Origin of the sequence: Collimonas sp. OK242, from assembly GCF_900107095.1 — a bacterium.
In the GTDB taxonomy this organism is placed as follows: domain Bacteria; phylum Pseudomonadota; class Gammaproteobacteria; order Burkholderiales; family Burkholderiaceae_D; genus Collimonas.
In genome coordinates this window covers 17,578-43,694 of record NZ_FNOR01000005.1, presented here as the reverse complement: position 1 = coordinate 43,694, position 26,117 = coordinate 17,578, and the positions used below count along the sequence as shown (strand labels likewise).

General features: G+C 52.7%; 29 protein-coding genes. 18 read left to right on the top strand and 11 right to left on the bottom strand.

The genetic code is table 11. The features are described 5' to 3' along the window. Positions 1–24: 24 nt before the first annotated feature. The 5 genes from BLV81_RS06225 (at position 25) to BLV81_RS06205 (ending at position 4,370) form a co-directional block, all read left to right on the top strand. The gene (locus tag BLV81_RS06225) at positions 25–696 is read left to right on the top strand and encodes a response regulator (protein ID WP_092353517.1); all 672 of its coding nucleotides are present in this window, start codon (positions 25–27) and stop codon (positions 694–696) included. Continuing rightward, on the top strand, positions 693–2,060 hold the full coding sequence (locus tag BLV81_RS06220) for an ATP-binding protein (RefSeq protein WP_176992768.1): 1,368 nt from the start codon (positions 693–695) through the stop codon (positions 2,058–2,060). Before BLV81_RS06225 ends, BLV81_RS06220 begins: the two co-directional genes overlap by 4 nt. Before the next feature lie 125 nt (positions 2,061–2,185). Next, complete coding sequence (locus BLV81_RS06215) at positions 2,186–3,271, top strand: AI-2E family transporter (protein WP_092353515.1); 1,086 nt, start codon at positions 2,186–2,188, stop codon at positions 3,269–3,271. A gap of 278 nt (positions 3,272–3,549) precedes the next feature. After that, positions 3,550–3,942, top strand: a complete 393-nt coding sequence (locus tag BLV81_RS06210) for a DUF302 domain-containing protein (protein WP_092353513.1) — start codon at positions 3,550–3,552, stop codon at positions 3,940–3,942. A gap of 80 nt (positions 3,943–4,022) precedes the next feature. Then, positions 4,023–4,370: a carboxymuconolactone decarboxylase family protein gene (locus BLV81_RS06205; protein WP_092353511.1), complete on the top strand. Its 348-nt coding sequence runs from the start codon at positions 4,023–4,025 to the stop codon at positions 4,368–4,370. A gap of 373 nt (positions 4,371–4,743) precedes the next feature. Here BLV81_RS06205 and BLV81_RS06200 read toward each other — a convergent pair whose 3' ends face one another. Beyond that, a complete protein-coding gene (locus BLV81_RS06200) occupies positions 4,744–5,322 on the bottom strand; it encodes a hypothetical protein (RefSeq protein ID WP_092353509.1) in 579 nt (192 codons plus the stop codon). Positions 5,323–5,337: 15 nt separating this feature from the next. Next, positions 5,338–6,195, bottom strand: coding sequence for a hypothetical protein (locus BLV81_RS06195; protein ID WP_092353507.1), 858 nt, complete (start codon positions 6,193–6,195; stop codon positions 5,338–5,340). Positions 6,196–6,457: 262 nt separating this feature from the next. Between BLV81_RS06195 and BLV81_RS24410 the strand changes: the two genes are divergently transcribed. Continuing rightward, entirely contained in the window at positions 6,458–6,529 is a 72-nt protein-coding gene (locus tag BLV81_RS24410) for a hypothetical protein (RefSeq protein ID WP_369823833.1), read from the top strand. A 38-nt stretch (positions 6,530–6,567) separates the two neighbouring features. On the opposite strand, the gene BLV81_RS06185 is transcribed toward BLV81_RS24410, so the two are convergent. After that, positions 6,568–6,843 carry a hypothetical protein gene (locus tag BLV81_RS06185; RefSeq protein WP_092353505.1) on the bottom strand — a complete coding sequence of 92 codons (276 nt, stop codon included), beginning with the start codon at positions 6,841–6,843 and terminating at the stop codon, positions 6,568–6,570. 354 nt (positions 6,844–7,197) lie between these two features. Between BLV81_RS06185 and BLV81_RS06180 the strand changes: the two genes are divergently transcribed. Beyond that, positions 7,198–7,860, top strand: coding sequence for a hypothetical protein (locus tag BLV81_RS06180; protein ID WP_092353503.1), 663 nt, complete (start codon positions 7,198–7,200; stop codon positions 7,858–7,860). Positions 7,861–8,704: 844 nt separating this feature from the next. Here BLV81_RS06180 and BLV81_RS06170 read toward each other — a convergent pair. Together BLV81_RS06170 and BLV81_RS24165 are read right to left on the bottom strand one after the other, a co-directional pair. Beyond that, positions 8,705–9,487: an SDR family NAD(P)-dependent oxidoreductase gene (locus BLV81_RS06170; RefSeq protein ID WP_092353499.1), complete on the bottom strand. Its 783-nt coding sequence runs from the start codon at positions 9,485–9,487 to the stop codon at positions 8,705–8,707. Then, positions 9,484–9,618, bottom strand: coding sequence for a hypothetical protein (locus tag BLV81_RS24165; protein WP_255364996.1), 135 nt, complete (start codon positions 9,616–9,618; stop codon positions 9,484–9,486). Before BLV81_RS24165 ends, BLV81_RS06170 begins: the two co-directional genes overlap by 4 nt. A gap of 138 nt (positions 9,619–9,756) precedes the next feature. Between BLV81_RS24165 and BLV81_RS06165 the strand changes: the two genes are divergently transcribed. The 8 genes from BLV81_RS06165 to BLV81_RS06130 all read left to right on the top strand — a co-directional run bounded on the left by BLV81_RS06165 (position 9,757) and on the right by BLV81_RS06130 (position 14,904). Then, positions 9,757–10,164: a transcriptional regulator gene (locus BLV81_RS06165; protein ID WP_092353497.1), complete on the top strand. Its 408-nt coding sequence runs from the start codon at positions 9,757–9,759 to the stop codon at positions 10,162–10,164. Positions 10,165–10,249: 85 nt separating this feature from the next. Continuing rightward, positions 10,250–10,807 (top strand): hypothetical protein, encoded by a 558-nt coding sequence (locus BLV81_RS06160; protein ID WP_143036293.1) that lies wholly within the window; start codon positions 10,250–10,252, stop codon positions 10,805–10,807. A 234-nt stretch (positions 10,808–11,041) separates the two neighbouring features. Continuing rightward, entirely contained in the window at positions 11,042–11,572 is a 531-nt protein-coding gene (locus BLV81_RS23530) for a hypothetical protein (RefSeq protein ID WP_143036292.1), read from the top strand. A 33-nt stretch (positions 11,573–11,605) separates the two neighbouring features. Next, a complete protein-coding gene (locus BLV81_RS06150) occupies positions 11,606–12,013 on the top strand; it encodes a transcriptional regulator (RefSeq protein WP_092353887.1) in 408 nt (135 codons plus the stop codon). Between the two features lie 81 nt (positions 12,014–12,094). Further along, positions 12,095–13,063 (top strand): DUF2971 domain-containing protein, encoded by a 969-nt coding sequence (locus BLV81_RS06145; RefSeq protein WP_092353491.1) that lies wholly within the window; start codon positions 12,095–12,097, stop codon positions 13,061–13,063. Between the two features lie 23 nt (positions 13,064–13,086). Further along, on the top strand, positions 13,087–13,857 hold the full coding sequence (locus tag BLV81_RS06140) for a nuclease-related domain-containing protein (RefSeq protein ID WP_092353489.1): 771 nt from the start codon (positions 13,087–13,089) through the stop codon (positions 13,855–13,857). A gap of 107 nt (positions 13,858–13,964) precedes the next feature. After that, positions 13,965–14,261 (top strand): hypothetical protein, encoded by a 297-nt coding sequence (locus tag BLV81_RS06135; protein ID WP_092353487.1) that lies wholly within the window; start codon positions 13,965–13,967, stop codon positions 14,259–14,261. 181 nt (positions 14,262–14,442) lie between these two features. After that, positions 14,443–14,904, top strand: a complete 462-nt coding sequence (locus BLV81_RS06130; RefSeq protein ID WP_092353485.1) for a hypothetical protein — start codon at positions 14,443–14,445, stop codon at positions 14,902–14,904. Positions 14,905–15,481: 577 nt separating this feature from the next. On the opposite strand, the gene BLV81_RS06125 is transcribed toward BLV81_RS06130, so the two are convergent. Next, positions 15,482–16,129, bottom strand: a complete 648-nt coding sequence (locus tag BLV81_RS06125; RefSeq protein ID WP_092353483.1) for a DUF1906 domain-containing protein — start codon at positions 16,127–16,129, stop codon at positions 15,482–15,484. Between the two features lie 81 nt (positions 16,130–16,210). After that, entirely contained in the window at positions 16,211–16,999 is a 789-nt protein-coding gene (locus BLV81_RS06120) for a hypothetical protein (protein WP_092353481.1), read from the bottom strand. Between the two features lie 125 nt (positions 17,000–17,124). On the opposite strand from BLV81_RS06120, the gene BLV81_RS06115 reads away from it, so the two are divergent. Both BLV81_RS06115 and BLV81_RS06110 read left to right on the top strand, forming a co-directional pair. Next, positions 17,125–20,430 (top strand): nSTAND1 domain-containing NTPase, encoded by a 3,306-nt coding sequence (locus BLV81_RS06115; RefSeq protein WP_092353479.1) that lies wholly within the window; start codon positions 17,125–17,127, stop codon positions 20,428–20,430. Continuing rightward, on the top strand, positions 20,417–20,794 hold the full coding sequence (locus BLV81_RS06110; protein ID WP_092353477.1) for a hypothetical protein: 378 nt from the start codon (positions 20,417–20,419) through the stop codon (positions 20,792–20,794). Before BLV81_RS06115 ends, BLV81_RS06110 begins: the two co-directional genes overlap by 14 nt. A gap of 142 nt (positions 20,795–20,936) precedes the next feature. Here the strand turns inward: BLV81_RS06110 and BLV81_RS06105 are convergent, their stop codons facing one another. The 4 genes from BLV81_RS06105 to BLV81_RS23890 form a co-directional block, all read right to left on the bottom strand. Next, on the bottom strand, positions 20,937–21,518 hold the full coding sequence (locus BLV81_RS06105; RefSeq protein ID WP_176992767.1) for a phage tail protein: 582 nt from the start codon (positions 21,516–21,518) through the stop codon (positions 20,937–20,939). Positions 21,519–21,523: 5 nt separating this feature from the next. Then, the gene (locus BLV81_RS23895) at positions 21,524–24,499 is read right to left on the bottom strand and encodes a hypothetical protein (protein WP_176992766.1); all 2,976 of its coding nucleotides are present in this window, start codon (positions 24,497–24,499) and stop codon (positions 21,524–21,526) included. 93 nt (positions 24,500–24,592) lie between these two features. Next, a complete protein-coding gene (locus BLV81_RS06100) occupies positions 24,593–25,207 on the bottom strand; it encodes a hypothetical protein (RefSeq protein ID WP_092353473.1) in 615 nt (204 codons plus the stop codon). Between the two features lie 10 nt (positions 25,208–25,217). Then, positions 25,218–25,814, bottom strand: a complete 597-nt coding sequence (locus BLV81_RS23890; protein WP_092353471.1) for a papain-like cysteine protease family protein — start codon at positions 25,812–25,814, stop codon at positions 25,218–25,220. A gap of 11 nt (positions 25,815–25,825) precedes the next feature. On the opposite strand from BLV81_RS23890, the gene BLV81_RS23885 reads away from it, so the two are divergent. Then, positions 25,826–25,999, top strand: a complete 174-nt coding sequence (locus BLV81_RS23885) for a hypothetical protein (RefSeq protein WP_176992765.1) — start codon at positions 25,826–25,828, stop codon at positions 25,997–25,999. Positions 26,000–26,117: the final 118 nt, after the last annotated feature.

Below are 26,117 nucleotides of genomic sequence, written 5' to 3'. Positions count from 1 at the left end.
CGCCTTCGTGCGACAATCCACCCTATGCACATCCTGCTTGTTGAAGACGACCTCCTACTAGGCGACGGCTTGAGAGCCGGATTGCGGCAGCTTGGTTTTCAGGTTGACTGGGTGCGGGATGGTCAGGCGGCGGAAAATGAGTTGCGCACGCAGTCTTATGCGGCTGCGGTACTCGATCTCGGCCTGCCGCTGAAAGATGGCATTGATGTGCTGACGGCTATTCGTCGTGCAGGCGTCTCGGTGCCAGTGCTGGTATTGACTGCGCGTGACGCTGTGCCAGACCGTATCAAGGGGCTCGACGTTGGCGCTGATGATTATGTAGTCAAGCCGGTCGACCTGCATGAATTGGCCGCACGGTTGCGCGCGCTTGTCCGGCGCGCGCACGGTCAGCCACAGGAATGCCTCGCCGCGCAAGACGTCATACTTGATCCGGCTGCACATTCGGTGTTACAAAAAGGGGAAAACGTCATTCTCTCGACCCGAGAATTCGATCTGCTCCACGCGTTCATGCTTAACGTTGATCGCGTACTTTCACGTGAGCAGCTTGAACAGCACCTCTACAGTTGGGGGCAAGAGGTGGAAAGCAACGCCATCGAAGTGCATATCCACAATCTGCGCCGCAAGCTGGGAAACGCATTGATCCATACAGTACGCGGCGTTGGCTATATTTTGTTGCGAGAATCACAGAAGCCATGATCAGACTACCCCGTTCATTGCAAGGGCGGCTGCTCCTATTGGTATTGGCGATGGTAACGGGTGTTTGGTTGATCTCCGCGACGCTGATCTGGTTCGACGCACGCCGCGAGCTGGATGAACTCCTGGATAGCCATCTGGCGCAAGCAGCAGCGTTGTTAGTGGTGCAGCAAGGGCAAGAGGCCGACGCCGACGACCGCAGCATTGACGCGCCTATATTGCATCGCTATGCCCCAAAAGTTGCTTTCCAAGTCTTCCACGATGGCCGCTTGACGCTACGCTCGGCCAATGCCCCACTCCAGCCGATGGCCGAATCTGGTCGGCGTCATAAAAATGGTTTCGAGACCGCGCAGATCAACGGCATCATGTGGCGTGTTTTCACTGCCAATGGCGCCGAGAAAGACGTGCAAGTCTATGTAGGCGAGCAAACAGATTCAAGAGCTTCGATCATGTGGGCGATGCTACGCACCACGTTATGGCCGACGGTCGCCGCATTGCCTTTATTGGCATTGGTGATCTGGTGGGCAGTGTACTGGGGCGTCGCCCCTATGCGTAGACTCGGATGGGCTCTCGCTGCGCGCCGGCCGCAAGCATTGCATCCGGTGGAAATGCAAGATACAAGCTCGGAAATGGAGCCCATGATCAATGCATTGAACGGCCTATTCGAACGCATAGGCATGCTATTGGAGGCAGAACGTCGCTTTACTGCAGATGCGGCCCATGAATTACGTACCCCGATTGCCGCAATTCGCGCCCAGGCCCAAGTGGCGCTCGGCGAAGCCGACGACGCATTACGAAAGCGCGCGCTAGAAAACACACTGGCAGGCTGTGATCGCGCTACACGCCTTGTGGAACAATTATTAACCCTATCCAGACTGGAGGCCGTCGCAGCCCCTGCCATGACTGACGTCGATTTGGTGGCTCTGACCAAAAAGGTGTTGGCTGAGCTGGCGCCGAAGGCTGTCGGAAAAAAGCAAGTGCTGGAATTTGAAGCACCAGGGTCGTATTCGATTCAAGGTGAAGAGACATTATTGGCAGTTCTGGTACGCAATCTGGTGGACAATGCGGTGAGATACAGTCCGCCGTCGGGCCGGGTGAAAGTGAGAATAAAGCGAGAGAATGGTCGTGTCGTGCTAAGCGTGGACGATAGCGGCCCCGGCCTGTCCGAGACCGACATCGCTCGACTTGGCGAGCGATTCTTCAGAGTGCCGGGCAGTATTGAAAGCGGTAGTGGACTCGGCTGGTCGATCGTACAGCGTATCGCAACTGTGCATCGGCTAGAGCTGAAAGTTGAGCGGTCGCATGAACTTGGAGGGCTCGTCGTTCAAGTCTTCGGAGAGATGAATGATCCAAAAATGCCTGGCTAGAGACATTTATATTTTAGATGGACTATTCCAGCGTATTCATGCCGCAATACAATTTTGTCCTGTTTATTTGCTTTTTATTGCGCTAAATCAAAGCCGTTCGCCAATCGCCCATTATTGTGAACAACATGGACTCTAGATCGTTCACTCCATGGCTACAACACATACTGCCGGCCGTATTGCTTGGAGGCCTGTTTGCGCTTGTTTATCTGGTGCTAGCACCATTTCTGGCTTCCGTCGCGTGGGCGGGAGTGCTGGCGTACATCACCTGGCCTATATATCTGCGGATTCACGCCTGGATGGGCGGGCGACGCTCCTTCAGCGCGCTACTGGCGACGGTGTGCATGGGGATTGCGCTGGTATTACCGCTGCTATGGCTGATCGTGATGGTTGAAAAGGATCTGGCTGTCGAGTACAACACTTTCCAGGCCTATTTAAAGCAAAGCGAGCATCCCATTCCAGGCGCCATTACCTATTTCCCATGGATTGGAGAATACCTGCAGAATTGGTTGGAAAAACATCTTGCCGATCCGGTGGGATTGGAGCAGTACCTGGCGCAGTGGCTGGCACAAGGGGCGCACCAAATGCTTATTCTGTTTGGAGGGATTGGACGAAACATTGCGAAGCTTGCATTTGCCATGATGACGCTGTTTTTTTTCTATCGTGATGGCGAAACTGTCTTGCGTCAGATCCGAGCTGTTTTGCGTAGCTTGGTGGGCGAACGAGTCGATACTTACCTGAGTGCTGCAGGTCATATGTCTAGCGCCATTCTCCTAAGTGTGATCGTCGCAGCACTGATACAAGGTGTCATTGCCGCGATCGGATATTGGCTGTTTGGTATTGAGGCGGCTGCCTTGCTCGGTATTGCGACGGCGCTTGCTTCCATTATCCCAATCTTTGGAACGGCCTTGATCTGGATACCACTCAGTATTGGATTATTGTTGAATGGCCACCTTTGGCCAGGACTCGGGTTAATCGCATGGGGTATCCTGCTGATCCATCCGGCCGACAATCTGATTCGTCCTCTGCTGATCAGCAACGCAACAAAAATTCCGATCTTATTCGTCATGTTCGGCGTTCTCGGCGGACTAGCGGCTTTTGGATTAGTGGGGTTGTTTCTAGGACCAGTGATTTTAGCCATCGCGATTGCGGTCTGGAGCGAGTGGGTTAAATCAATTGAGGCGCTGCCTGACTGCTCGAAAACAAAAAAATGATTGCTGCCGCCGAAGAATAACTCGCTCTGATTGGCAAGCCTGTACAACACCGGCATCTGACTCTCGGAATCCACGTGAAAAGCTGCTCGGTCGAACTGCCCGAACTGCCTATGCTGAAAGGCGTTGCATTGCTGCTCCAGAATCGTTACGGATATGGGGAAATAGAATCACGATCTCTTTCAAAGTATTGAAGAACGATGCGGCAAACAGCAAATCACAAGCTGTAAGCGGCGTCCTGAATTTCACTGCTCAACACGCTTCATTATGGAGAACCTGCCATGACTATCAAATATGGTTTCGGGAAAACCGTCAATGTTTCCTTCCCAGATGCAATCGACTGCGTTACGCATGCGCTGCAGCAGGAGGGTTTTGGTATTTTGAGTGATATCGACGTTGCCGCGGCGTTAAAGAAAAAACTCAACAAAGACATTCCTCCCTACCGCATCCTTGGCGCATGCAATCCTGCGTTGGCGGACCGCGCCATCGCGATGGAGCCATCCATTGGATTGCTGCTTCCTTGCAACGTAGTGGTGCGTCAAGATGAGGCCGGCCACATACAGGTCGAGTTCATGAATACCGATGCGGTGCTGCAGTTGGTCGATAGGCCGGAAGTCGCCGAGCTCGCAAGTGAGGTGCGGCAGCGGCTGGCGCGGGTGATGGCCGCTATGTAGGCGCCAACTGCATTCCAGGAGGAGCCGGCGGTTGCAGCGCATGGTTCACTGATTTTGACTTACCAACCAAAGGAGCTGGCATGAGCGGTATTCCAGGCTACAAAGAGCTGATCAAAGAGGTCGCAGCCAAGATGCGCGGCTTGCGGCAATCACAGCCAGACTTGATGGCGGCATTTAGCCAGCTGGCTGCAGCTGGCACTCAAGAGGGAGCGCTGAGCAAGAAGACGCGGGAACTGGTGGCCTTAGGCATTGCGGTAGCCTGCCGTTGCGATGACTGCATCGGCTTTCACATGCAAACTCTTGTCAAATTAGGGGCAACGCGAGCCGAGATAGAAGAAGTGTTGGGAACTGCCGTGTATATGGGGGGCGGTCCCTCCATGATGTATGCCACCCATGCATTGAAAGCATACGAAGAGTTTTCAGAGTAGCGTTCGCATCGCGGAAGAGAATCGACATTCGCGTATTATCTAAAATTTGTAGGTGTCCTCGGCAATTTCTTTCAAATATCAAGCCACTAAAAAGATGATGTTCACTTTGACGGCTGTATATTCTGAAAATACCCCCCGTCATCTCATCAGATCAACTGTTATTCGGTTGAGCAATTAAAAAGGACAAGCACGATGTCGAACCATGGTTTCAAGCTACGCTGTCACAAAACGCAACAGCTCTCGCCCGTAACACGGTTGGACCATTTCATCGTGATGGAGCTGCTTTGACGAAGGCCCAGCAACTACTCGGTCTATAAAAAAACCCGTCAACACAAGTTAACGGGTTCTTTGACACGGAAGAAAACCTGTCAAGTCAAGCTGTCAGGCCGCATTGCTTATCCAGATCGACGGCAACCTTCCTCAACAAATTATTCAGTGCATAGTTGAGGGTAGTAAGGTATTCGGCATCCGCTCCCCACATATTGGTCTTGTCGCCTGAAGCACGGTATGTCTTGCTTTCAAGCTTGCCGTCGGGCCGCGTGTAATCCATTTTAATCACAACCGTACCGAACAGCTTCAAGCCGATTTGCCAGGTATAGGCACGGATAATCTTCGGCGACAGCGTAATGCGGGCCTGCCCGTCTGTGGCGCCGGTTTTCTCGATCCGAAAACCGAAGTCGCTCAGATGCTGCAGGCCGGCAGTCGCCCAGCCGGTAGCATCGCCGCTGATCAGGGGATTGGTGAAATTGACTCCCAAGGTGTCCTTGTTTAAGCGTTCATCAGCAACAGGAAGCACTTTGAGCATGCAGGCATGTGCTACCGGAACAGGGGGTACATCGGTAGCGACAGGATCATAAGTCATGCTCAAAGGCTGCCGTTCACCTTCGGTAGCCAGGGCGGGCCGGGCCGCCAGGGCCGCGAACATGAGCGCGATGCAAGTGATCTTTTTCATCAGGTAGTCTCCTAATCAAGGCAAAAGTGAATACAGGCTGCCGCTGGCGCCGCGGATGATGACGCGTTCGCCTCGTTTGTCCACGAGCGTGCCCTTGACGGCTTTCTGATTGGCCGATGCATTCTCGCCAAAATTGAATTTGACATCCATCTTGTCGGTCTTGGCCGAAGCGGGAGCATTTTCCTTGACATCGATCGACAGCATGGCCAGCGTTTCGTCTATGCCCTCTTTCAATTTGTCAAAAAAAGGCTTGCCGCCGTCGGCAGCCCAGGCTTTCGCGGATTGCTCTCCGCCGCTTCCCAGCGCGGCCGACTGATACTTCAAGAAATTTTTATAGACCGGCTGCTGCGCACCCTTTACCCACAAACTGGAAGCCGTAACGATGTTCAATGAGCGCAGATCCGTCGACAGATAATAATCGGTGGAAATGAACAGCTCGGCTTCGCCATCCCTCAGATTCTGGACCTGCTGCAGAACATCTTTGGCGGGTATTGCGCGCGCCGTCGTAACGACATTGGTTACCTTGAACGGATACTGTTCATGCAGTTGCCGCGTCAGCTCCGGCCAATAAATCGTACGAAAGTCGTAATCCTCCAGAGATTCGTACATTGCGTCCATCGCCGCCTGCAAACGCGCCTGCCTTGCATTTGTAACAGCTGCATCGATCAATGCCGGAATCAATCCGCCACCAAGACCGGCGGAAACCATCGACGGGTCGGCCTTGGCAATCACCTCGTCCTGGACCACCAGGCTGCGTACGTTGACGGTTTGGATTTTCTTTGCGTTTTCCTGGCTTAACGGAATGTACTGCGGCGCGGCGCAACCGGCTAAACCAATGGCTAGCGCCATCATGATAATGATGCTTTTAAACATATATTCCCCCTGGTTAATTATTTTTTTGCCACGTAAATATAACCGAAATGGCAGAAATGAACTTGCAAAATGGAAATTAAATATAATCAGCGACACAATCAGCTTGCGACAAACTGCGGGGAAAATGCGGAACCACAGCGGGGGTTGAGAACAAGCCGGAAAGAAGAGTGGCGGCCGACCAGGTCGCTCGCGTACATCAAGAGGGATTGACCGACAAGGTCGCAAAAAAAAAAGACCGGAATATCACTATCCGGCCCGTCCCTTGCTCGGCTTCAACTCTACGGATCAGGTATTGATTCGTGATGTTTTGTTACGCCATATAGGTAGATATTGAATTCCTGGGCGTATAGCCGATGTTTTATTTCGCTAAAGTTAATGAATGGCAACCAGTGAAGCGGCATATTCCAAAGGCTTTTTGTATTCCGGCAGGCTGTAATGAGCTTCATTGGCCATTTTTGTTAACCGGCTTTTGAATGCCAAGAGATTCGCCGTCGCATCGGATCTCTGACGAAGGAGGAAATAACATGCTTCGCTGATGACGGATCTAATGGGTGAGTCAACATTTTGCCCGTACAGGGCTAGGACTGCCAATGCTTGAATTTTATTGATGTACTCGTTAATCAATTCTTCTTCGATATGCATGTCCATGGTGAACTCCCAAAACCGAAACCGTAGAAAAAATGACAATAATTCATCTTAGTAATCGGGGTGAAATTTGTCCATGGTTCAGATCGGCTTTAGCAAAATTTATAAATACCATACGGCAACGCACGTCAACTCTCTGGCGGCTTCGTCCAACCAATGCCTAAGCAGTGGCAGTGACCCGTCCTGAATTAGGTTGACACCCGTCGGTGCGCCGATTCGATAGGCGATATGCTTGCCAAGCGGGAAGTAGTTCTACGTGACTGTGCGTTTTGCATTATATTTCTCGGCTGAAGTTGCCGCAGTGAAAGCGATCGGCTTTCATGAAAAGCACTTTATTTTCTTCGTCAAGGGCTAAGCATGCATTTTGAACTACCAGAAAAAGTGGCCAGTTCCGTCAAGGAATTTGCGTCTCATTACGTGATGATCGTCGTCTCCATCCTGACGGCGCTGGCGCTGGAGCAGGTTGTGGTGACGATTCACCACAAGGCGGCAGCGAGCATGGCCTCGGCAAATATTCGAGCCGAACTGAGGGAAAATTGGAGGTATGTTGCAAACTTGCGCAAAGCCCATGCGGAGAATGAAGTAAAACTGCAGGCCATCGTGGATACTCTGACCGCTCACATGAGCAAGGGCCGCAGCATCGATGCCGAACAGCTGAACAAACTCGCTCAGGAAGCCGCGCATTTTTCAATCGACACGGCGCTCAATCGTACCAGCGCATGGGATACGGCGATTGCCAATCAAGCCTTGGCTTATATGGACCAGGCAGACTTGAATCGCTATTCTGTCGCATACGCGGGGATGCGACATGTCGAAAGCTTCGCTCCCGCCCTGGTGACCGATAAGCTATTGCGCGACGCCGCAGACCTGCGCCTGGCCGTCAAAACCGGCAAGGTCGACATGCAAGAGGCTGCGCGTATCCTGTCGCGCAGGCTAATCACCATGCAAATAATCGGAAATCAATTAAAGGACCTGGACGAGGCACTAAAAGAATTTGGCGGGGATGTAACAACGCCTTGATCGGGCCGGTTATCACTATACAAATACAGCAAGTCTGCTATACGTAAAAATTGACGCGAACAATCACTACTCTGCGGGTGCTCGTGCGAATTGACCGCTGCGCCGGGAGCGTGCCTACGGGTTCACTTTAGGAATCTCAAATAGAAGGCTGCGAACACCAAGACAATACCGATGTTCACCATCAGCCGTTCCCAGAATCGATTCTTAAAGAACAGTAAATCTACACTGACGACAACTGCTATTAACACCAGAACGTAAAGCACCACATAGGGCTTCCTTGGCATTTCAATCCCCCTTTCAAATATCTCAGCAGTCGCCTTTCCACGAAGTGGCCCGGTTTCCGATTCGATCCAATTGGGCTGTTCCTGTTGTCAACAACCAAGTGGGTTCACCACGAAGATGGCTGTGATCGGGAGGTTATGCTTACTGGCTGATTGATGAATCACCATCGCCACGTAGCGAAGTTCAGGAATTCCGAAATTGGATCATCAAGGAAGTTCAGCTTTGGGCCAATGAACTTAAAGGAATGGGAATGCCGCTATCTTGAATTGTAGTGGTCGCGAGCCGATCTGGACCAGACGATAGTGTTTTTCTAGCGCTTGTCATCCTGCCTGATTAGGATGCATACGCCATGGGTACAGTTGTTGGCTTGGCCGTCATGGCATCTCAATGCCACGGCTTCCCTTTGCCGTATTGCTGCCACGCCGTCCGCGCTCGTAACCATATTTTCATGGCCATTGCGCATTCTCCTTGGTGGCTGTTTAGATAACCACAAGGCAATAATTTCAAAATACACAAATAGAACCACCCGCTCTCGATATTTTCAACGGCATTCACCTTCAGCTCAATGCCTGCCATACCCTGCATCAATCACCAACTCATTTCCACTGACAAAACGGCTGGCGTCCGATACCAGATACAAGATCGCCGCCGCGACATCGGTGGCCGAACCGCTGCCGCCCAGCATTTCCAGCTCTGCCCTGTCGCTCAATACCTGGGGCAGATCGCCGCGCTCACGCATGGCTGCCGCCAGTACCGGCGGACGCACCAGACTTGGATGGATGAAATTGACGCGCACGTTGCGTGCGGCGTACTTCATCGCATTCAAGTTGGCCATGCGCAGTGCGGCTTTGGCGACATGATCGGCGGCCTCCTGCCGCTCATCGTCCATATTGCACAAGGACAGCACATTGACGATAGAGCCGCCGCCGGCCCGCTCCATGGCGGCAAGCACATGTTTGCTGCACAGGATGCTGCCGTGGACATTGAGCTGCATCGCCCTCTCCCAATGCCTTAACGGCAGTCCCCGAGCGGTCGGATTGTCGGCATCGACACCGGCGCTGTTGACCAGAATATCGATGCGGCCGAAATGCAGCTCGACAGCATCGACCACTCGCCGTACCGCGCCGTCATCGCTGACATCGAGCCGCCAGAATTTTGCTTGCGCTCGCCCGTTGTCGAGCAGCTTGGCGATGACCCGCCCTTCTCTTTCCAGCACATCCAGAATTGCCAGCCGCGCACCGGCGGCGGAGAGCGCACAGGCGATCTGCAGCGCCATGCCGCGCGCTGCGCCGGTGACTAGCGCGACTTTGTTTTTGAGGGGGAAGTAGGTTGAAAGCTGGCTCATTTTGTTTTCCTTACTCTGCGTGGCGCGGCTTGGATATGCGCCAGCGTCAGCTTGGCATTGGCGTCGTTGGCCCCGGGAACTGGAGTGACATGCTTGCGGCGCCTGTGTTCCTGCGCATAAATCATCTTCATATTTCCCCCTTGAGCAAACCCGTTAAAAATATTCTGACAAGTAACCCCATCTGAATTCAAGATATTTTTAAACTTATTAGGATAATATTATCCCAATTGGTTGATATGAGGCACTAAGAGATATCGCAGAATGCGATCATGCCTACCACCACTGAGAAAGCAGCGTTCACGAAACGCCTGGAATTTGCATTGCGACGCAGTCCTGAATCGGTTCAGGGTGCGACTGAACTTGCGCTGAGATTCAATCTTCGGCACCAGGGTAATGCGATCTCGCCGCAGACGGCTCACAAGTGGCTGACTGGACGAGCGATTCCAACCAACGACAAGCTGGTGACAATCGCAAAATGGCTGAACGTGGATCAGCATTGGCTGCACTACGGTCCCGCGCCAGCGAAGCTGGCATCTGAAGCAAAAGATGTGGCCGCGAAAGGTGTGAAGAAGCTACCGCCAGAACTAATCAGTCTCGCTGTGAAGATTCAGGAATTGCCGCCGCATCGTAGATATCTGGTCGAAGAATTAGTCGAGCAATTACAACAGAATCTGTAATGACCGCCGCATCCGGACAACTGTCGCTGTCTATTAATTAAATAAAACATATAGATAGTTATCCGGAATTTATACTGGGATGCTCATGAAATTCATCGTATTGCTCTTCTTATTCGTAGCACTCCCCGGATACGCACAATCGACATCAGGTCAATCCGAGTCCAGTTTTAAAGCAGCGGTTGAAAACGAATCCACGGCGCCGGCCTACGCAATGTTCACGCTTATTGACGATGCCACTGGTCAGGCACGCACCGGTTGTAATGGCACGAATTTCCTAAAAGGTGCAATTCAAATCGAGTACAAAATTGAATATGACTCCGAGGGATCGAGAAAAATTAAAGACCTGATACTTTCAAACAAAGATCATGTGTATCGCTTTAAAAACCAGAAGGCACTGGCAAATATTGCGTTTACCTACTCCGAAACGGACGCCACAGCGGCTAGATCCAGAATCTCAGGTTCGAACATTCAGCAATTGCGCGAGTATTTTTCTTCGAATTACGGTACTCGTTCGCTGGAACAGCCTGGGCCTGATTGGGATGCAGCACATAACGCACTGCGCGACGCTATGGTTTGCGCACTCATCGAGCGCGGCCTCTCGGCTGGAATTGGCGACAGAACTGATCGAATATGGATTAAGTAGCTGGTGAGATACGGGCCAGCGCCAGCGAAGCCAGCATTAACGGCAAAAGATGTGGCCGCGAAAGGTATGAAGAAGCTGCCACCAGAGTTGATCAATCTCGCGGCAAAGATTTAGGAATTGCCATCACACAGTAGGTATCTGGTCAAAAAATTAATTGCACAATTGCAACAATATATTTGGTAAACTTGAATTCGACTGTGCCGTAATTCACGAACCTATATACATTACTAAAAAATGAAAAAAAATACGTTATTGCTGCTTTCCGCATTGATCGCTACTAGTTTTATAACGGGATGTGCGGTGCGAAATCCTTATATATCACCTACGTCAGGCGATACAGCAAAAATTAGAATCATTAACGACAGTAACGGCACCACTTTTATTCATGCCACCTCGAAATGTGAACGTTCGTCGGCCAGAGCCATCGCCGGATTCAGCAAATTTCTTAGTACAGACACAAGCAGAGCAGGTATGTATGGAAGCCAAGGATACGAAAACAACAGCGATGTAATAGAACGTATCGTCGAGGCAGACAAAGAAACCAATTTTTTTGTAGCGAATCAAGGTGCCGCTGGCCTTTTGCAAACAAGCTGCTTTGTAGAGGCTGCATTTACGCCAAAAAAAGACAAACAGTATGAGATGCGCTTTACTGCGAGATTGGGAGTGTGCAACGTGCAGGTTAATAATTTATCCGAAGTCGACGGAAAAATTCTAAAAGAAAAAATCGATGAACTCCACCCAGTAAAAAAAGAATGCGATAAGTAAGTGGTGTGATTGGAGTTATCGCAGAATGCGATCATACCTACCACCACTGAGAAAGCGGCGTTCACGAAACGCCTGGAATTTGCATTGCGACGTAGCCCCGAATCGGTTCAGGGAGCGACTGAACTCGCGCTGAGATTTAATCTTCGGCACCAGGGCAATGCGATCTCGCCGCAGACTGCCCACAAGTGGCTGACTGGACGGGCAATTCCAACCAACGACAAGTTGGCGACAATCGCAAAATGGTTAAATGTGGATCAGCATTGGTTGCACTACGGTCCTGCGCCAGCAAAGCCAGCATCTGAGGCAAAAGACGTGGCTGCAAAAGGCGCGAAGAAACTACCGCCAGAATTGATCAATCTCGCAGCGAAGATTCAGGAATTGCCACCGCATCGCAGATATTTGGTCGAAGAACTGGTCGAGCAGTTACAGCAGGAAGTTTGATACGTTTAATCTTCGACTGGCCTGTGGCGTCATAACTCAAGACCGAGCCCTAAAATCACAATCAATCAGGCGGCCAAAGACATGAAAACTAATGATGAAATTTTTCGCTCATTTGATCCACTTTGGGCCGATATACAAAATTCCGATTCATTTCCTGCAAAAAGACCATTATTGGCGCATTACACATCCATATCCACTCTTGAATGCATCATGGCGAATGATGAAATATGGCTGTCGAACCCTCTCTATATGAATGATATGGAGGAGCTACGATTCGGTATATTGGAGGGTGCGCGTGCTTTTAGGCAAAATGAGGCGATCAAAACCGCTTGCGGCAATTCGAATAGATACAATCTAACTCTGGATGCGTTTGAAGCCAAATTGAAACAATTCAGCGAAGAACAAGCATTTGATATCTATGTCTTCTGCCTATCTGAGCATGATGCAGCGAAAAATTCTGACGGGCGTCTGTCGATGTGGCGAGGTTACGGCAGCAATGGTAACGGCGCTGCGATTATATTTGACACAGCAAAGCTCAACTACCTGTCAGGGTCTCCGCTTATTATTGCGAACGTTACCTATGCCTCCGGAAATGATCGATGCAGTTGGATTGATGGAAAGCTGACAGAATTCGCGAATCTCCTTGTTGAGCAAGATATCCCTGATGATAAATTGCACATAGCAGTTGGCGCACTGTTTGAACGAATCAAAATATTTTCCATATTCACAAAGCACCACGGCTTTTCTGAGGAGCAGGAATGGCGGATGGTGTATTTACGTGAACGAGACCATCAAAAACATTTATCTGGCATGCTGCATTACGCCGTAGGAAAGAATGGTATTGAGCCAAAGCTTAAATATAAAATTTTGCCAATTGAGGGTGCAACGACTAACGATCTCTCGTTGGAAAAAGTAGTGCATCAAATAATTCTTGGTCCATCCATTTCGAATCCGCTGGCAGTGAGTTCAGTAAAACGAATGCTTGAGACAGTCAAAAAAAGCGAATTATCCAACAGAGTTATTGCCTCCACCACTCCGTTTCGTGCGTAAAAATTTGAGCCTCATATAAAAAAATGGACTTCACTCCTATATTCGGCCAAGTTTTTCACAGTCTTTGGTATTTGATCCCACTGCTGCTTGTCGCCGCAGTAGTCAAATCTCCTTGGTTCAAGGGCGTGATGGGCGAAGCAATCGTCAACATATCCGCAAAATTTTTCTTGGATCGAGAGACCTACCATCTCATCAAAAATGTGACATTGCCCGTTGACGATGGCACTACCCAGATTGATCACATCATCGTTTCGAAGTTTGGCATCATTGTGATTGAGACGAAGAACATGAAGGGTTGGATTTTCGGCGATGCCAAGCAAAAAATGTGGACGCAAAAAATCTACAAGCACACAACGAAATTTCAAAATCCCTTGTTCCAAAATTACAAACATACAAAAGCACTCGAAGCGCTTCTGGATCTTGACAACTCGGTGATTCACTCGGTCGTCGTTTTTGTTGGGGATAGTACTTTCAAAACACCGATGCCGGAGAATGTTACTCAGGCCGGTGGCTATATCAGGTACATCAAATCGATGAATCAGCAGGTTCTCGATACCAGTCAGGTGGCAAACGCTATCGAACGTATTCAGACCGGCAGAAAACCCGCATCGTTTAACACAAGCCGTGAGCACGTAAAGCATGTGAAATCGATTGTGGCAGAAAAAGCCAACAACAATGCATGTCCGAAATGTGGAAGCGAGTTGATCTTACGGACGGTCAAATCCGGCGTGAATGCCGGATCGCAGTTCAAGGGATGTGCGAAATTTCCTGCCTGTCGCTACACAACAAACTAGGAACAATTATTGACTCCGGCGAGCGACATTTCTGTTGGAGTACCAGGTAGCCCGTTCGAATTATCGTCTAAACGCGAAATCACTATCATGAACAGGGAGCCCGCATCATGGCAATTATCGTAGTGGCGAACGCATTTCTCTGCGCTATTGTTACTATCAACATAGTAGCGACTGTCCGAGTGCCCCGTGATGATCTATCCTCTCGTATGCAGCGAGCCGGACAAATTGCTTTTATCTGGCTAATTCCAATTCTTGGTACCACGCTCACCATCTACTTGATGCGAAACGATTTACCAAGAGGTGCGGGAACATATCCAAAAGAGCCTGCTAATATTGAAGACATTGTTTTCATAAGTGGCCCAGGCGTTACCCATTCCGAAAATGAGGATCTCGATCACGGGTAAGCATTTGTTGCTAAATGCAATGCTGTGATTGCCGAGGTAGTCGCAAAATTCTGCCTGAACAATTTCCGGCGCTTTAAAGGAGAGACGTACTGCCGTCCGTGTCAAAAAAAATTCTAATACGTTCAGCCGATCAATTGCATTTGGCCGCCAGTGAACAATCAAATTAATAGTGAGAGCCTTTATGACATTCGATTTGCGAGCTGCGTTGCCGTACCTTTTACCAAAGGCTATTGCCTGGGCCGAAGAACGAGAGGCAGAAATCCTACGTACTGGAATTCCACTTAACGAATATGATTTCACCATCGCAAAGCGTGTAGGTATTGCTCGACCAGAAAGAGTTCGCGTTGTTTTAGTCGACGATCAGCTTCCCTTGCCATCTGACCCAGAGCTTCAACATGCATGTGTGACTACCGGTCTATTCGGGCCACACATGGCGGGCATTACTCTTGGTCATGGTATTTATATTTGTCGACCACATGCATCCATTCGCTTGTTATCCCACGAATGTCGCCACGTTTATCAATACGAGCAAGCTGGATCAATAGCCGTGTTCTTGCATGCCTATCTCCATGAAATTGCGGATTATGGCTACGAAAATTCTCCATTTGAGATTGACGCACGCGTGCACGAAATTCGTGCCTAATCGAATATCCGAGTTTGCAATATAGCCGAGCGATAGATTCTGGGGAGGAAGCTCAATTACGTGTTCTTCAACTTCTTTAAGCTTGCGGATCAATGCACTTTTCCCTGCGCCAGTCCGTCCAACTATTATTCTCTTCGGATTTCCGCAGTCTCTCAAAACTTCGAGATCTCCCGTCTCAACGAAGCAATCTGACAAATAATTATCGTCCGATTCGGCATCAGCGGTGCCTACGGTGTCATTTCTACGAAATCTGAAAGGAATGCCGGAATTTTGATCGCTCATTTTATATTTTCGTCTTATCGTTAATTAGATAAAATGCATGATGTTGATCAATTGCAACTGTTGAGTCGAACAATACAATATTGCTTTAGAAAAAAATTAGTCCGCCATTAATCCTCGCTCGAGGTCGTCAAATGCCTCTTGTGGTTACTGGAGGCGTGGCCGTTCAAAGCGATGGATTTTCCCGGACGGACTATTGGATGGCAGGAGTAGATGGCATTCAAGTGCCGATCCTGGCATGACAATTGCCGTCTACCGTCCGTACGTAATCCCCCCAGATTCAGCCCTGCTGTTGCGCCTACAAAATGGTGAACAGCCCCGCTGGACGGGCGCTGTTGGTGGCGTCGGGATCGACGCTCAACGCATTGTCGTCATCGACCGTGATTTTCGTAGGCAAATACTGGATCAGGTTATAGCTTTGACTGCTTGCATAATCCTTCGACCCGGCAAAGCCGATTGACTGCGATAGCCAGCTCATTTCCGCCAGGTTGTTTGTCAACAACGTCTTACAGCACAATCCTGAGCCATAGACGCCAATCCGGTATCCGGCCGCGCCCTTTGAGGCGGCGTCAAATGCATCGCCTATGCCGAAGAAATAATCGCTGATTGAAGTGGCGATGTCGGTAGCGCTGGGATCATAGTCAACAGCGAAGTAAATGGTCGAGCCTACCGGCTGGCCGATACTATTGGATGCCATCTGATATGCAGCGCTACCATCGGCGAGGCCTTGAAGTCGATTGAAAAATCCGCTATAGGTACCGGCCGTTTCCCATACGACGCCGATTTTCAGGCCAGCGTCGGACAAAGCGCGGGCTTCTGCCAAGGACAAGTTCTTTGACGCGTTGTAGCTGTAGTAACGCATCACGAAATCGATGCCCTGGGCCTTCAGGGAAATTGCGTGTTTTGTAAGTTCAAAGCTGGCATCCAGGCCGTTGGTGGTTAGCATGCGTATTCCTTTGCGCAGGTAGTGAAAACAATGAAAAAATCCTGCAGCGCCATGCTGCAGAAAAGGGAGAAGATAAAATTGTCAATTCATGCCAAGGTACTTGCGCAAGATATCGCAGCAGGCTTCAGCGAGCCGCTCCTGGCGCAGTATCGGCAAATCGAATCCATGATCGAGCTGTTCGCTCCAGGCGATGGCGCTCTTTATCCGGTCAGTCAGCCGGAGGGAGGTACGGATACGTTGATCGTCTTGCCGCACACTGCCTTCAAGTAGATAACTAGTCTCTCGCCGTTGAAATGGCTCCTGGCAACGCGAGTACATTGCTGTGCCCTGCAGTTGCTCGCCAAATTCCCGATGCAGCCGGTAGCTCAGTTCCTCGTTGAGCCCCAGCGTAAATGACTGCGCCAGCCATTCCTGGCTGAGGCAGGTCAGCGGCTGGAAGGCCAGGCATGCTGTCGGCGTCATGACGTCGGCCAGCTCTATACTCGGCATATAGCCGCCTAACGGAATATTGATACGCAAAGAGTTGTTCTTGCCCTCGATCGCATAATAGGCAGCCAGTTTGCTGCGCAAACGACCTGCCTGGACCCGTACGATGGGATCGTCGCCGGTGCAGTAGTTCACCGCCTTGCGTCCGAATACCTCAATCCCTATCGCATATTCATTCGTGCTGCCGGCTCCGCCCTCCAGCATTTGCATGACGACAAAGCGCAGCAGTGCACAAGATCGGGGTGCCTTGGAAAATAGCGTGCTCGACAAGATGCGCTGTAACTCCGCCTGCACTTCGCCAGCCGTCAAGGGCGATGTGGCATGTTTATCCATGGTGAATTGATTGGCAGCGGAGACCATGAACTGGGTTGGAGCGATGATCATTTTTTTCCTGGTAATGAATGTTAGTATTTAGAAAGTAATTGCACTGAGGATACTGCGCTGCCCGCCTCCAAAATCACCTTCAGAAAATCTTCTGATTTCTAAGTCATTGTTTTAAAAGAAAAATCATGGTAGGCGCCCGGAAAACAGAATATAAAAATTTTCGACTTGGCGACTGGCAAGTCGATCCGAACACAAATTCCCTATCATTTGGTGCCCTGCGAAGGCAGCTTGAGCCTCGCGCCATGAATGTATTATTGTTCTTGATACAACAATCAGGTGCTGTTGTTTCTACCGAGCAGTTGCTTACGGAATGCTGGGCAGGAACCTTCCAAGGCGACAATGCCGTACACAAAATCATTACGCAATTACGCCGCGCGCTGGATGACCCGAGTGGCCAGCCGCGCTATATCGAAACAATCAGGAAGCGCGGCTATCGCATCTTGGCTGAGCTGGTCTATGACGACGAGGTAACTACCGGAAGCTGGACGCATGGTTCGCCGTTTCGCGGATTGGAGGCGTTTGAAGAAAAACACGCTGCCATTTTCTTTGGACGAAAATTTGCATTAAAGCAATTAATGCAAACTGCGCTGGCCCAGGTGCATGCCGCCTGCGCCATGGTGCTGATATTGGGTCCGTCCGGATCAGGCAAGACTTCTCTGATCCGAGCCGGCTTCATACCACAACTGATGACGGCCTCTGTTACACCAGATGCCATGCTGGCAATTACCTGCAACCTGTATCTCGACTGCGCCGATCTGGGTAACACGGACTTGTTCCAGGCGCTCGGTAGCGTCCTGCTCGACAGCGAAGTCGATGGCTGCCTGCTTTTTAAGCAGGACAGCGCTGAATCGCTGGGGCAGCGAATGGCGGAGGACATGGATGCGGTAGTTTCCGGATTACAGCGGCAGCTGCCGGTGATCCGCCTGGTATTGTTTATCGACCGCTTCGAAGCAATTTTTCGCCTGCCTCACGTTGATGAAGCAATGCGTCATCGTTTTGTGACTGCGCTTGAACAACTGGCGCGATCCGGTTGCGTATTGCTAGTTTTGGCGTGCCGCAATGATTTTTATCCGCATTTGGCAACCTATCCGACACTGGTGGAGCTGAAGAGACGCGGCGGTCATTTCGACCTGAGTCCTCCCAAAGGCAATGAAATTGCCCAAATCATCCTGCAGTCGGCGCGCGCCGCTCAACTACGGTTCTCGATCGACGAGATCACTGGAGAGCGCCTCGACGACGCATTGTGCGACGCGGCCAAAGGCAGCCCGGACACCTTGCCGCTGCTGCAATACTGTTTGCAGGAACTGTATCGCCAGCGCAACGCATCCGGCGAGCTCAGTTATGCCGTATTTAAAAACCTGGGTGGCATCGAGGGTGCCATTGGCGAACGAGCCGAACAGGTATTCTCTTCTTTGACGTCTGCGCAGGCCGCGGCTTTGCCGCGCTTGCTGTCGCAACTGGTGATCGTTTCCGAAGATGAGCTGGCAGTCACATCGCTCCGGTTGCCGTGGTCCACTCTAGATGGCCCGGCCGAGAATGATCTGGTTAAAACATTAATAGATGCGCGCCTGTTTGTCAGCGATCTGCATGGCGGCGTTGCCGCTTTCGGTATTGCGCACGAGGCTTTGCTACGGCGCTGGCCGCGCGTGGTTGCCTGGATAGAGACCCATCGCCGGACTTTGCAAATGCGCTCCCGCATTCGTGCGCAAGCCTTGCGCTGGCGCGCCAGCGACTATAGCCGCGACATGCTGCTGCCCCGCGGCACACAGGCAAATCAGGCCAAGAGTCTGCTGCAGATGGCCGAATTTACTTTCAGCGAACAAGAGCAGGCATTCATCCGCGCATCCCTGCAACGGGTCAAACGAGGCGAATACATGCGCCTGACGGCGTTCTTCGTCCTGATCGGACTAGCGGTCTTGGCAAGCGGGCTCGGCCTCGTCGCACGCTCAGCCGAAAAGCAGGCTGAGGAACATCGCAACGAAGCCGAGGGCTTGATGACATTTATGTTGGGTGAATTCATCGATAAGCTGCGCCCTCTGGGCCGTCTCGACTTGCTAGACAGCGTCAGCGCCCGCGCGCTCTCCTATCTGTCCGGCGCACAGAATGCGGAGGCGAACACTATCGCTCTGACGCAACGCGCCAAAGCATTGCAAGTGATCTCTGAAGTCAAGATTGCACGCGGCGATACCGGCGAGGCCAGTCGCGCGTTGCACATTGCACGCGATATATTGCTACGTCAGCTGAAGGAAGCCCCTACCGATAAAACAATATTGAAAAGCGCCGGAGAAAACGCATTTTGGCTTGGACAAATTAACTTTGACCAGAAGGATTGGCCCAATGCTGAAAAATACTTCGTCGAATACCGTGAGTTGAGTAATCGCCTGGTGGCTGCGGCTCCCGCGGATGTCGATGGCTGGATCGAGCAATCCTATGCGCATAATAGCTTGGGCAGCCTGGCATTGCAGCGCGGCGATATCCAGCGCGGCGCAGACGAGTTCGCCCAGTCGGTGAAAATGAAATCGCGCGCTTTCGCCCAAACCCCCAATGATCAGCGCCTGGCGGTCGATCTGGCGGACAGTCTGTCGTGGCTGGCAGACACCCAGAAACGGCAGGGAAAATTTGCGGATGCTGCCAAATTATATGAACGGGAATTCGACCTTATCTGGGCTCTCCACGAGACGATTCCCGACAATGCGCTATGGACCAATCACTTGTCATCCGCCTTGTCGCACCAGGCCGAGCTGAAACGGATAAGCGGCGACGATGCCGCGGCATATGGCTATTTCGCGCGGGCCGAGGCGTTACTGAAATCGATAGTTAAGCAGGATCCGAGCAATCGTACATGGCAAAGGAATTTATCCATCGCCCGGCTCGAAATATTTGATATCGAAGCAAACAACCTGGGAGAAATTCCGGCGCTTGCCAAGCTTGCTGCGCTGAATGATGACGTTTCCGTATTAAGCAAGCTGGAACCGAAAAAAATCAATTTGCAGCTGGTCTTGGCGAAGATACAACAACGACAGGCGTATATAAAGTTTAAATATGCCAATCCAAGTACCGCAGACCAAGACATAATAGATGTCGTTGGGAAACTCGAGAAGCTGCATGAATACGCACCTGCCGATCAAGTCATTCGTGACGCTTTGACAGATGCCTTGCTGCTTCAGGCCGACATCAAATCAGTACAGCATGACACCCAGGCTGCCCGCGATAGCTGCCGTAAAGTGCAGGTCTTGCTTGAAGCGCCAGTTGCCGGCAGCACCGATTTTCATTTATTAGTGCCGTGGATTCGCTCCCACCTTTGCCTGGGCGAGGATGTCAAAGTGATAGTTGAAAGAAATCTGCTTGAAAAAATGCATTACCGCGAACGTACTTACATGCACTACATTTCAACCCGCAACTTAAGGAATGATCTCAATGAATCGAAATGATGCTTCCATTGCCCCTCCGGCTTTTGTCAATGTTCAAGTCACGGCACTGCCGGGACCGGTCGCAGGCGAATACACCATCACTTGCAAGCCTGACCCAATTTCGATCTTGTCCCCTACCATTATTAATTTCCAGCTGGTTCCGCCGACACCGCTGGGTATCGCTTTCACCCCCGAAATCAATAAACATCCGTCCGATACACATCAGTTAAGCCTTCCAACCGTCAGCACTGACGGCAGAATGCTCACGTTAAGCGATGTGTATACGCGCGTAGAATCCTTGAGTGTCATGTTGCATGTCGTTGACGGGGATGGACGGAATATTGCATTTGACCCTCAGATACAGAACGAGCCGCAAGGCCTTTAAGGTACAGAAGTGCTTTGATGGTTTTGAGATGATCCTGGCCCAGCCGGCATGGCTGGGTTTTTTGTTTTCTAGCCTTCCGCTGCGGCAGAACGTCACAGGCTTAAAAGATCGATGTTCTCCGCGCACCTGGGTGTGCGGCGTATCAGCAGTAACGAATAATGTAGTTGAGACTCAGGTTCAGCGGCCGGGTTTCTGAGGAAACGCGTGGATCGCCGTCGGGCGACTGCGTGACTTCGCTACTCGTCACTTGTGTAATCACCCCGTCAGTAGGAGCATCGCCCGGACCAAGCGTAGGAGGGGCTGCGGCGCTGATGCCGTTATAGTCGTGCTCATGGCCCTGGAAGGCATCGGTTTGCAGCGATCCGACCAGATTCCCCGCATTACCTCCAGCTGCAGATGCTGTGCGGGACGAAATATCAGGATCCCGTACTTCGCCATTATCGAAAGTACCGCTGACACCGCGAATGAATCGCCCCCGCAAATCCGGCAGGCAGAAATTGCTGGCGTCGCCGCCGAAGGCGGTCCCGATAACCCCATGCAACAGACTATAGGCGGCAATGCTCAAGGTCGCGCCATCGCAGAACAACCAGCCGGCAGAAGCAAGATTCGCCCTGATTTGCGCGACATTGACCGGGGCAGGTCCGGTCGTCTTGTTCTCCGAATTGGCCAGCGCTCCGGCATACGGCAATACGACGCCGACGGGAAAGAATTGGTGTCGTAGCACGGTGTTTATACCTCTGGTTCTGGGTCGATATGTCGATGCCGATACATCTGCGGCAACTCTGCACCCTGCTGTAGATAGATCATCGACGTCGGTACCCGTACCGTCCAATTTTCTGTAGGAATGCGCGATTTTTCCAGCGGAATTTGAGCGGACGAATCCAGACAGTGATCGCCGGCCTCGACATCCTGGCGCAGCAGTTCCTCCATGATCGGCAACGTACTTTCCGTCAAGAGCGTTCTCGCCGGGCCGCCGATCCACGGACGCTTAAACTGGAGATAAAACAACAGCCAGCTTTCCCAACCCGAATTCACTGGTAACAACACTCGCGCCGCCTGCGCCGCGAGGAAATGCTGGAACAGGCGATCGGACGAAGGACGTGTAGCTTCCGAAGTATGGCTCTGCGGCCAGTTATTGCCGCTAGCCGACGTCGGCGACTGGTATTGCCAGGTCATGTGCGCCCAATCGAACTGGGGCTCCAGCAAACGCTCACTGACTCCAGGTGCGCCGGATACCTGCAAAAGCAAGCTCATGCAGGCTTGTTTGAGCGTGTCGCGCTGGACTTTTCCAGTGTGCCCTGCACTGGCTTGGTCGATCCGCGCATGCAAGGCGGCATCATAGGTTTTCCATGCGCTTTTCCATGCGCTTTGCAGACGGTTATAGATGCGCATTTGCCACGCGATCAGCAAAGAATTAGCCGTTCCGGCCGCGGGCACGATTAGCGTACAGGTCAGCGTCACCGTCACGCAAAATAACGGCGCAGCCGACATGACCGTGACGGGAATACGACCCGTGGTAATCGGCAGCCCGGTGAGCGTGACCGTGCTGATCACGGAGGTAGGCTGGTTCGGCGGATTGACTAACGCCGGCCCTGTGCCGGTGGTAGAGCATGCAGGCACAGCCACGGACAGCGGCGACGACGCGAGTTGCGGCGGCAAGGTACCGGACGGTGCCGGCGTCGAAGCCGACGCAAGGGCCGGCGCCGCAGTCGGAGCAGCAGTCGGCGGGGCGCTGGAAACTGGCAAATCATGGCCGCAGATCGAGCAAGCGAGGTTAAAGGTGTTGTCGCTCAACGCCACTGTCACCGCAGCGCTCGCCACCGAGTAGCCATCGGGCACGCACAGCAGCGACAGGTCGCCTAGCGTCACACGGCTGATCGTCGCGCTCAAGACCACCTGGCTTGGCGGCGGCGCCTCAAGCTCCAGCAAGCCATAATCGGCGCCGATGTCCTGGTAGTTGCCCGGCTGTATGGCGGCGTAACTGGCGGGCAATGCAGCAGGTTTTTTCAACGGCACCGCACCTTGCGCCGCCACCGCAGCCACCCAGTTTTGCGCCGGTTGCTCAAGGACGAACGCCAGTACCAGCCGTGAGCCCAACTCCTCGACGTGGACCCGCACCACCCGGTCAACCCAGCGATAAACTCCCACCAGGCGTTCGTTACCGGTATTGTCGATCAATTGGGATTGGCGCCGCTCGCGCAGTTCCTGCCATTCCTTACCTCGCTGGCTGCTAACCCGGTCTCCCAGCCGCCTCGCGGCTTGCTCCGTCAAGCGCTGGAACATGCGTGAGGTGTCAGCGGCAGACCAGGCACTGCGGCCCTGGCTGCTGGAACCGCTGCCGTTGAGTAACAGATTCAGGTTGCTGTACTGGGGCGTAACGCCGCTCATGTCGACTGCCATGCCGTCTGCCGCCATCACTTCGTGGATGGTGTCGGCCAGTTCGCTGGAGGCCGACGTCTCGCGCGAAGTATCGCTTTGCTGAGCCTGTTCGTCGACGTGGCTGCTGCGTTCGGTGGTGGTGCTGACGGTGCGTTCCAGCATTTCCTGACGTTCGCGCGGCATGACATTGACCACGTCCGCCAGTTCGCCTGGCGCGTAGCCTGCCAAATGCTGGCGCGCCATCTTCAGCTTACCGACCCCGAGCACTTCCCAGGTGTTCGGCGGCGTCGCCGTGTCGGCGCCCGATATTGCCGGGACCGGCGGCAGGATGGCGACATTGTCTGGAATGGCTACGATGGCGGATAGTGCGATCTGCCGGCAAAGGTCGTGCGTGAGCGCGTCGTCCGTCAGCGTCAGCAAGGTCAGGTATTGCCCCACGCGCAAGATGTCGAGCAGCTGATTGCTCAGCGCCGCGTCGACGGCTTGCCCGGCCAATGCCAGCGCAAAAATGCTCTGCCAGACCCGCTGCAAGGCAGCCGGCCATGCCGCATCCTGGAGAAAATCCGCCAGCGATGGTATCGACAATGCCGCTTCGGCAGCGCTGACCAGGTCCGCGACCGGCACTGCTCCCGGCGCGGCCATGAATTTCAGGCGCGCGGCGGGAAACAGCGCGATGGTCACCCCTAGCCCGGCGATGTCTTTGACGAAATCGCTGCCATTGAGATAAGTCGTTGCGGTGCTGACTTTTTGTGCAGCATCGAGGCTTGCATAGAGCGTCAGCAACGCCGGGATCTTGCACCTGACAAAGCGCAACGCAGCATCGGCGGTTTCCGCGTCGCTTAGCGGACGCAGCCAGATGAAGGGAATCAGGTCAGTCGCATCGCCGGGCGCTTCGATGACGATCTCCCCGCCATCGTCAGGACCGGGATGGGGCGATGGTCCTGGCCCCGGCGCCGTCGACCATTCACCGATTGCATCATAAAAAAATTCATTGACAGCAATCGGCAGATTACATTTCAAGGAAATCAGATCGTCATCGCGAACCAATGTCAGGGTTACATCGATAAAGGTGGTTCGTCCTGCGTCATCGACATGCACCAGCGCCAACGTAATGCCTGGCTGTTGAGAGACATCGAGATCGAGCGAGAAGAATTGCGATTCACCGCCGCGCGTGTCGCAAACCATACCACTTACCGCTGCGCCGCCATTCAGGCGATTCCAGGCGATGTATACCTTGAAACCGCCGCGTGCCGTCTTCGACCAATCATCATCGTAGCGAACTTTGGCTGCGGGGCTTGATACTGTTGTGCTGGCTGACGATTGCATGATTTCTCCACCTCGGGATCGGGTGCGTATAAGGCGCGGTTGCCGGGATACGAGCGCATTTCCATGCGAACCGCCGCATGGAAATGCCGCTGTTTAACCGACCAGGCCGGAGGGGCCTTGCCCGGCTCCCGGATGCCGGATGAACAGCGCTTGCGCCAAGGGCCGCATGAGCGCGAACAAAGCGTCTTCGGTGTACGGAATATCCGTACGGAAGGCAGTTGGTGCGGGTTCGATAACGTAGAACCGCGCTGCCTGCGATGCGTCGACTGACTTGAGCCAAAGTATCAAGAGCTTCAGCGGCGCCAGCCTTAGCAGAGAGAAATCGTAGTGTTCGTCGTCGGCTTCGGATTCCGCCAGAATAATGGCTTTTTCGGTTCCCTGGACGAAGGGACCGTGGTTGATCAACTTGAACTCGCCGGCAGTGGTACCGTGCGGATCTGTCTCTATTTCGATGGTCGCGCTCGGTTTGCCTTTGACCATGAGAAGGTAGCGGGACCCCGTGCGCTGCACCTGATCGAGCCGGCCGCCGGCGGCCACGGCATCAGCGGCCAGGTCATAGACCGCATGGTGGGCGGCGTATCTAGTCTCGTCAGGCTTGAATTGCCGCAAGCTTGAAAGTGTTTCAGCGGGGCGGTAAAGCCGTGTCAGCGCTTTGGCCAGCATGACGTCAGCGTTGTGCGGTTCCGGTGTGGAATGAAGATTCGACATGATGAATTCCTTATGTTGGCTTGCAAGCTTGGGTACGATAGGTGTGGGTCCAGAGCGAGCCGCTGTGATAATTGGCAGGGAAACCCTTGTACGTCACCACCGACTCGCCGTAGGTCGGATCCTTCAGATCGATCGTCGCATGGTCGGGATCAGGATCAGTGCAGTCGTAGCCGACGATGCAAAGCGCATGCCCGACATTACCGCCTCCTTGCCAGGTAATCCGGATCCCCACCGGCCTGGCTGCAACAATCTGGCCGACCACGTCGCTGAAAATCAGTCTCTCGCTAAGCACAGGCGCATTCAGGCATTGCGCATAAGCGAGCGCGGTGTCCACGAAGTAAGGCTGGTTACAGGCAGCAGATGACGCGCCGTCGACAGTGCAGCAATTTACCTGTTTAAAAAACAGATTAGCCAATGAGCATTGTGTCACCACCTTGGTCGGCGCATAGTAAATCCATACGCTCGCAGTCAGCGCCGCCCAGCACCATTGGCTTTGCTCCTGGAATTGCATTTCGAATGTGAGCTTCAGGCATTTTGGCGGCGCCGCCGCTGCTACCGGCGTCACTGGCGGAGTCGCAACTGCTTGCCAGTTGGCGGAATCAAGCAATGAGGTGTTTGATGACGGCGCGAATCCTGTTAAACCTGAACCCGATGCCGGTGCTGGTGCTGGTGCTGGTGCTGGTGCTGGTGCTGGTGCTGGTGCTGGTGCTGGTGCCGGTGCCGGCGTTGGCGCTGGTGCCGGCGTTGGATCAACCGGAGGCTGAACCAAGACTGGACTCAGCGCCGAGGTGATCACTGCGCTCGGGTCAGTGAATTGCACCGCCGGGCCGGTCAGACTGGGGCCGGTGACACCCGTGCCATTCAATGTCGCGATGATATTCCAGGGCGCGCCGGCCGGATCGGTCGGATG

Excerpts from the sequence above, each read along its gene's own strand:
- BLV81_RS06225 (WP_092353517.1), top strand. The coding sequence starts at position 25 with ATGCACATCCTGCTTGTTGAAGACGACCTCCTACTAGGCGACGGCTTG.
- BLV81_RS06220 (WP_176992768.1), top strand. The coding sequence starts at position 693 with ATGATCAGACTACCCCGTTCATTGCAAGGGCGGCTGCTCCTATTGGTA.
- BLV81_RS06215 (WP_092353515.1), top strand. The coding sequence starts at position 2,186 with ATGGACTCTAGATCGTTCACTCCATGGCTACAACACATACTGCCGGCC.
- BLV81_RS06210 (WP_092353513.1), top strand. The coding sequence starts at position 3,550 with ATGACTATCAAATATGGTTTCGGGAAAACCGTCAATGTTTCCTTCCCA.
- BLV81_RS06205 (WP_092353511.1), top strand. The coding sequence starts at position 4,023 with ATGAGCGGTATTCCAGGCTACAAAGAGCTGATCAAAGAGGTCGCAGCC.
- BLV81_RS06200 (WP_092353509.1), bottom strand. The coding sequence starts at position 5,322 with ATGAAAAAGATCACTTGCATCGCGCTCATGTTCGCGGCCCTGGCGGCC.
- BLV81_RS06195 (WP_092353507.1), bottom strand. The coding sequence starts at position 6,195 with ATGTTTAAAAGCATCATTATCATGATGGCGCTAGCCATTGGTTTAGCC.
- BLV81_RS06185 (WP_092353505.1), bottom strand. The coding sequence starts at position 6,843 with ATGGACATGCATATCGAAGAAGAATTGATTAACGAGTACATCAATAAA.
- BLV81_RS06180 (WP_092353503.1), top strand. The coding sequence starts at position 7,198 with ATGCATTTTGAACTACCAGAAAAAGTGGCCAGTTCCGTCAAGGAATTT.
- BLV81_RS06170 (WP_092353499.1), bottom strand. The coding sequence starts at position 9,487 with ATGAGCCAGCTTTCAACCTACTTCCCCCTCAAAAACAAAGTCGCGCTA.
- BLV81_RS24165 (WP_255364996.1), bottom strand. The coding sequence starts at position 9,618 with ATGAAGATGATTTATGCGCAGGAACACAGGCGCCGCAAGCATGTCACT.
- BLV81_RS06165 (WP_092353497.1), top strand. The coding sequence starts at position 9,757 with ATGCCTACCACCACTGAGAAAGCAGCGTTCACGAAACGCCTGGAATTT.
- BLV81_RS06160 (WP_143036293.1), top strand. The coding sequence starts at position 10,250 with ATGAAATTCATCGTATTGCTCTTCTTATTCGTAGCACTCCCCGGATAC.
- BLV81_RS23530 (WP_143036292.1), top strand. The coding sequence starts at position 11,042 with ATGAAAAAAAATACGTTATTGCTGCTTTCCGCATTGATCGCTACTAGT.
- BLV81_RS06145 (WP_092353491.1), top strand. The coding sequence starts at position 12,095 with ATGAAAACTAATGATGAAATTTTTCGCTCATTTGATCCACTTTGGGCC.
- BLV81_RS06140 (WP_092353489.1), top strand. The coding sequence starts at position 13,087 with ATGGACTTCACTCCTATATTCGGCCAAGTTTTTCACAGTCTTTGGTAT.
- BLV81_RS06135 (WP_092353487.1), top strand. The coding sequence starts at position 13,965 with ATGGCAATTATCGTAGTGGCGAACGCATTTCTCTGCGCTATTGTTACT.
- BLV81_RS06130 (WP_092353485.1), top strand. The coding sequence starts at position 14,443 with ATGACATTCGATTTGCGAGCTGCGTTGCCGTACCTTTTACCAAAGGCT.
- BLV81_RS06125 (WP_092353483.1), bottom strand. The coding sequence starts at position 16,129 with ATGCTAACCACCAACGGCCTGGATGCCAGCTTTGAACTTACAAAACAC.
- BLV81_RS06120 (WP_092353481.1), bottom strand. The coding sequence starts at position 16,999 with ATGATCATCGCTCCAACCCAGTTCATGGTCTCCGCTGCCAATCAATTC.
- BLV81_RS06115 (WP_092353479.1), top strand. The coding sequence starts at position 17,125 with ATGGTAGGCGCCCGGAAAACAGAATATAAAAATTTTCGACTTGGCGAC.
- BLV81_RS06110 (WP_092353477.1), top strand. The coding sequence starts at position 20,417 with ATGAATCGAAATGATGCTTCCATTGCCCCTCCGGCTTTTGTCAATGTT.
- BLV81_RS23895 (WP_176992766.1), bottom strand. The coding sequence starts at position 24,499 with ATGCAATCGTCAGCCAGCACAACAGTATCAAGCCCCGCAGCCAAAGTT.
- BLV81_RS06100 (WP_092353473.1), bottom strand. The coding sequence starts at position 25,207 with ATGTCGAATCTTCATTCCACACCGGAACCGCACAACGCTGACGTCATG.
- BLV81_RS23885 (WP_176992765.1), top strand. The coding sequence starts at position 25,826 with ATGACGGCGCGAATCCTGTTAAACCTGAACCCGATGCCGGTGCTGGTG.